The following is a 3682-nucleotide window of genomic DNA, read 5'->3' as shown; positions in this document are numbered from 1 at the left end:
ACTCTGCATGCGTTGCCTTGAGCTTCCCGAGCTTGTAAATCATGAGGATCGCCTGAAATATCCCATGAAGCGCGTCGGCGAGCGTGGCGAGGACAAGTGGGAGCGTGTGAGCTGGGATGAAGCCTACGGCATCATTGAGGAAAAGGTGCGCCAGTTCCAGCAGGAGTCCGGCCCCGAATCCATCATCTCCATGATCGGCACCGGACGCAACGTCTCCCAGGTCATCGCGCACAACCAGTACGCGAACTTCGGCGGCCCCGACCTTACGCTGTGCTTCCTCTCGGGTGACTCGTGCATGTTGCCGCGTACGGCTCTGTGCTACGTGGTCATGGGTAACCAGTGGGTTGCCGACATGTCCCAGTTCCGCGAAGCACGCTACGACAACGACCCCGAGTGGAAGATTCCCGAGTGCGTGGTTCTTTGGGGAACGAACCCCGTGGTGTGTAACTCCGACGCATTTTTGGGTCACTGGATTGTCGAGGCTATGAAGCGCGGCAGCGAGCTTATTACTATCGACCCGCAGCTCACCTGGATGGCTGCGAAGTCGAAGTATTGGCTGCGCCTGCGTCCCGGCACCGATGCCGCACTCGCGCTGGGTATGATGAATGTGATCATTGGGGAAGATCTTGTCGACCATGACTTCATCGACAAATGGACGTACGGCTTCGATGCCCTAGCCGAGCGGGTCAAGGAATACCCGCCGTCGAAGGTGGCTGAGATCTGCTGGATCGACGAAGACCTGCTGGTAGAGGCCGCGCGCTTCTACGCCAAGGCGCAGCCCTCCACCATCCAATGGGGCCTCGCCGTCGACATGTCCAAGATCGGCACCCCCACAGCCCACGCCATCGCGTGCTTGGCCGGCATCACGGGAAACATCGATAATCCTGGCGGCAACATCCTCATCGACCAGGCCTGCGGCCTTGAGTTTGGCTACAACTCCGGCATCGAGTACCTCAAGGAGGGCATGGTCGAGAAGCGTCTGGGTAACTCCAAGTACAACCTCAAGAAGTACGGCTTCACCGCGTCTTCCCAGTCCGATTCCATCCTCGAGGCCATCGAGACGGGTCTGGACGAGAAGGGCGATCCGCGCCCGGTGCGGATGCTCTGGATCCAATCGGCGAACCCCATCACGAACATGGGGCAGGACGCACCGCGTCTGTACCGCGCCATGGACAAGGTGGATTTCATCTGCGTGGTCGATCTGTTCAAGACGCCCTATATCGTGGCCTGTGCCGACCTCGTGCTGCCCTGCGCCATGTCCAACGAGCGCGACTGCATTCGCGTGTGGTTCGATCCGGTACGCTCGCTCACGAAGTGCTCCAGCTATTTCGAGGCCAAGGAAGACGAACAGATCATGATCGATCTCGGTCATCGTCTGGCTCCCGAGAACTGGCCCGAATGGGTGCAGGAGCCCCGCGACTACATGAACTGGCGCCTGCAGGTGGGCAACTGCGGCTTCACCATGGAGGAGCTGGAAGATCAGGGCGGCATGATCTACAACGACTTCCGTTACTACAAGTATGAGAAGGGCCTGCTGCGCCCCGACGGACAGCCCGGCTTCATGACCCCCACCGGCCGCTACGAGTTCTACATCAGCCTGTTCGACAGCTGGGGTGTGGATGCGCTGCCTTTTTACGAGGAGCCGCCCACCAGCCCCGTGTCCACACCGGAGCTTGCCGAGGAATATCCACTGGTACTTACCACGGGTAAGCGCTCCTTCGAGTTTTTCCACTCCGAGTGGCGCCAGGCCAACACCACCAGCCGCGAGTTGCATCCGGTGCCGTACTTCGACATCCATCCCGACACGGCGGCAAAATACGGGGTAGCCGAGGGCCAGTGGACGTGGATCGAGAACCAGATGGGCAAGTGCCGCCAGGTCGCCCGCTTCAACACCACGCTCGACGAGCGCGTCATTTCCACGGAGCATGGCTGGTGGTTCCCTGAGCAGGAAGCCGCCGAGCCCAGCTTGTTCGGCGTATTCGACTGCAATCCAAACAACCTCATCCCCATGTGCGAGAACGGCCCTTCGGGTTATGGCGCGCCTATCAAATGCGGCATGGCGAAGGTGTATCCGGCGACGGCCGAGAACATGCGGCTCGAGGATCAGCCCACCTACCAGGTCACCGCTACGAATGGCTATACCCACGGTCCGTCCCACAAGAGCAACACGCCCAGCTTCTACGACCAGAACAAGTAAAGGGGGAGAGGATCATGGCACAAACCGGTGAATACGGCCTTTTGATCGACTATCAGTACTGCTCGGGCTGCCACGCCTGCGAGGTAGCATGCAAAAAAGAACACGACCTGCCCAAGGGCGACTTCGGCATCAAGATCCTGCAGGACGGCCCGCGCCAGTGTTCCGATGGTGTCTGGGAGTACGATTACCTCCCGGTTCCCACGCACCTGTGCGACCTGTGCACAGCCCGCACGTCGGCGGGCAAACTGCCCACCTGCGTGCACCACTGCCAGGCAGGCGTGATGGTCTACGGCTCTCTTGAGGAGCTGGCCGCCAAGGCAAAGGCAGCTGCGAAGGACAAGATGGTGCTCTTCGCGAAATAGTTCGGCAGGCCCGAGCCGCAGGGGTGCGGCTCGGGCCTGCCCGCGGCCGAGTCGGCGCGCTCGGCGCCGTTTGGCTGCGGGCAGGCGGCCTCTACGTTTCACAACCTACGTCATCAGTTATTGGCTGGTCGGTAAAACGACCGGCTGGTGGCGTTTCGGCCGAGGGTTCCGATGGATCCGGCCGGTCCCGGCAGGCAGTGATCCTGTCGGGGTATCCAAACTTTCTACAAGGGGGTAGAAAATGAAGGAAAAACTGTATCCTTGGCGATGGGCCATACTTATCGGCATGACTGTCCTGCTGGTCAGCCTGCAATTCTCGTTCATCGTTCCGGGCGGTGCGGCTCTTCTCGTCATGCAGCACTACCAATGCGAGCCCATGATGTTCTCCATGATCATGTCCATACCATACTTCTCAGGCGTGCTGTTCTGCGTGGCGGGCGGCGTGTTGGCCGACCGCGTGGGGCTTGGTAAGGTATTCGCTTTCGCTTTTGTTGTCTCTCTTCTCGGCGCGCTTGCCCGCTGCTTCTCCACTGACTATTGGACGCTGTTCGCTTCGAGCTTTTTCATGGGCATGGGCGTGGCGGCGCTCAACGCGAACTCGGCGAAGCTTTTGCGCCTGTGGTTCCCTGGTACCGCGAACTCGTTTGCCATGGGCGTCTACACTGCTGGCATGTCCGGTGGGGCGGCGCTTGCCATCTGGTTCGGCTCGCGCGTGACCGCTATCCAGGATGCCTGGTGGTTTAGCTTCGGGTTGATGGCCGTGGGCGTCGTTGCATGGTTCGCCGTGTATCGCAAGCATCCCGATGGCGAGCACCGCTCCGTCGAGCCGGTTGGCCAGTACCTGCGGGTCGTCGTAAGGAACAAGCAAGTGTGGGCTATCGCCATCGTCGCGTTTCTCGTGTTCGGCATGACCAACGTCAACGGTTCTTACATGGTGGCTGCTGTGACCACATTCATGGGCGACCCCAGCTTTACAGCTATTGCGGGCGACATGTCCACCTTGAACACGGTTATCGCTTGTGTCGCCTCCATGACGCTACCCGTGGTATTCGCAAAGTTGTTCAAGAACATGCGGGCACCTTTTGTGATCTGCCTGCTGGGTACTGCCATCTGCTTTGCGCTC

General features: G+C 60.1%; 3 protein-coding genes. All 3 read left to right on the top strand.

The window, feature by feature from the left end:
* On the top strand, positions 1-2197 hold a 2197-nt coding region (locus RR842_RS12800), incomplete at its 5' end, for a molybdopterin-dependent oxidoreductase (RefSeq protein WP_332729997.1).
* A gap of 14 nt (positions 2198-2211) precedes the next feature.
* On the top strand, positions 2212-2559 hold the full coding sequence (locus RR842_RS12795) for an oxidoreductase (RefSeq protein WP_332554215.1): 348 nt from the start codon (positions 2212-2214) through the stop codon (positions 2557-2559).
* A gap of 241 nt (positions 2560-2800) precedes the next feature.
* Positions 2801-3682 (top strand): MFS transporter (locus RR842_RS12790; RefSeq protein ID WP_332729995.1); only part of this gene is annotated, 882 nt, incomplete at its 3' end.

It is taken from the genome of Gordonibacter sp., from assembly GCF_036667095.1.
Lineage (GTDB): Bacteria > Actinomycetota > Coriobacteriia > Coriobacteriales > Eggerthellaceae > Gordonibacter.
The sequence above is the reverse complement of the archived record's forward strand: the minus strand, read 5'-3'. Positions and strand labels throughout refer to the sequence as shown.

Bases quoted from the DNA above. Each gene is read 5' to 3' on its own strand.
- RR842_RS12795 (WP_332554215.1), top strand. From the start codon at position 2,212: ATGGCACAAACCGGTGAATACGGCCTTTTGATCGACTATCAGTACTGC.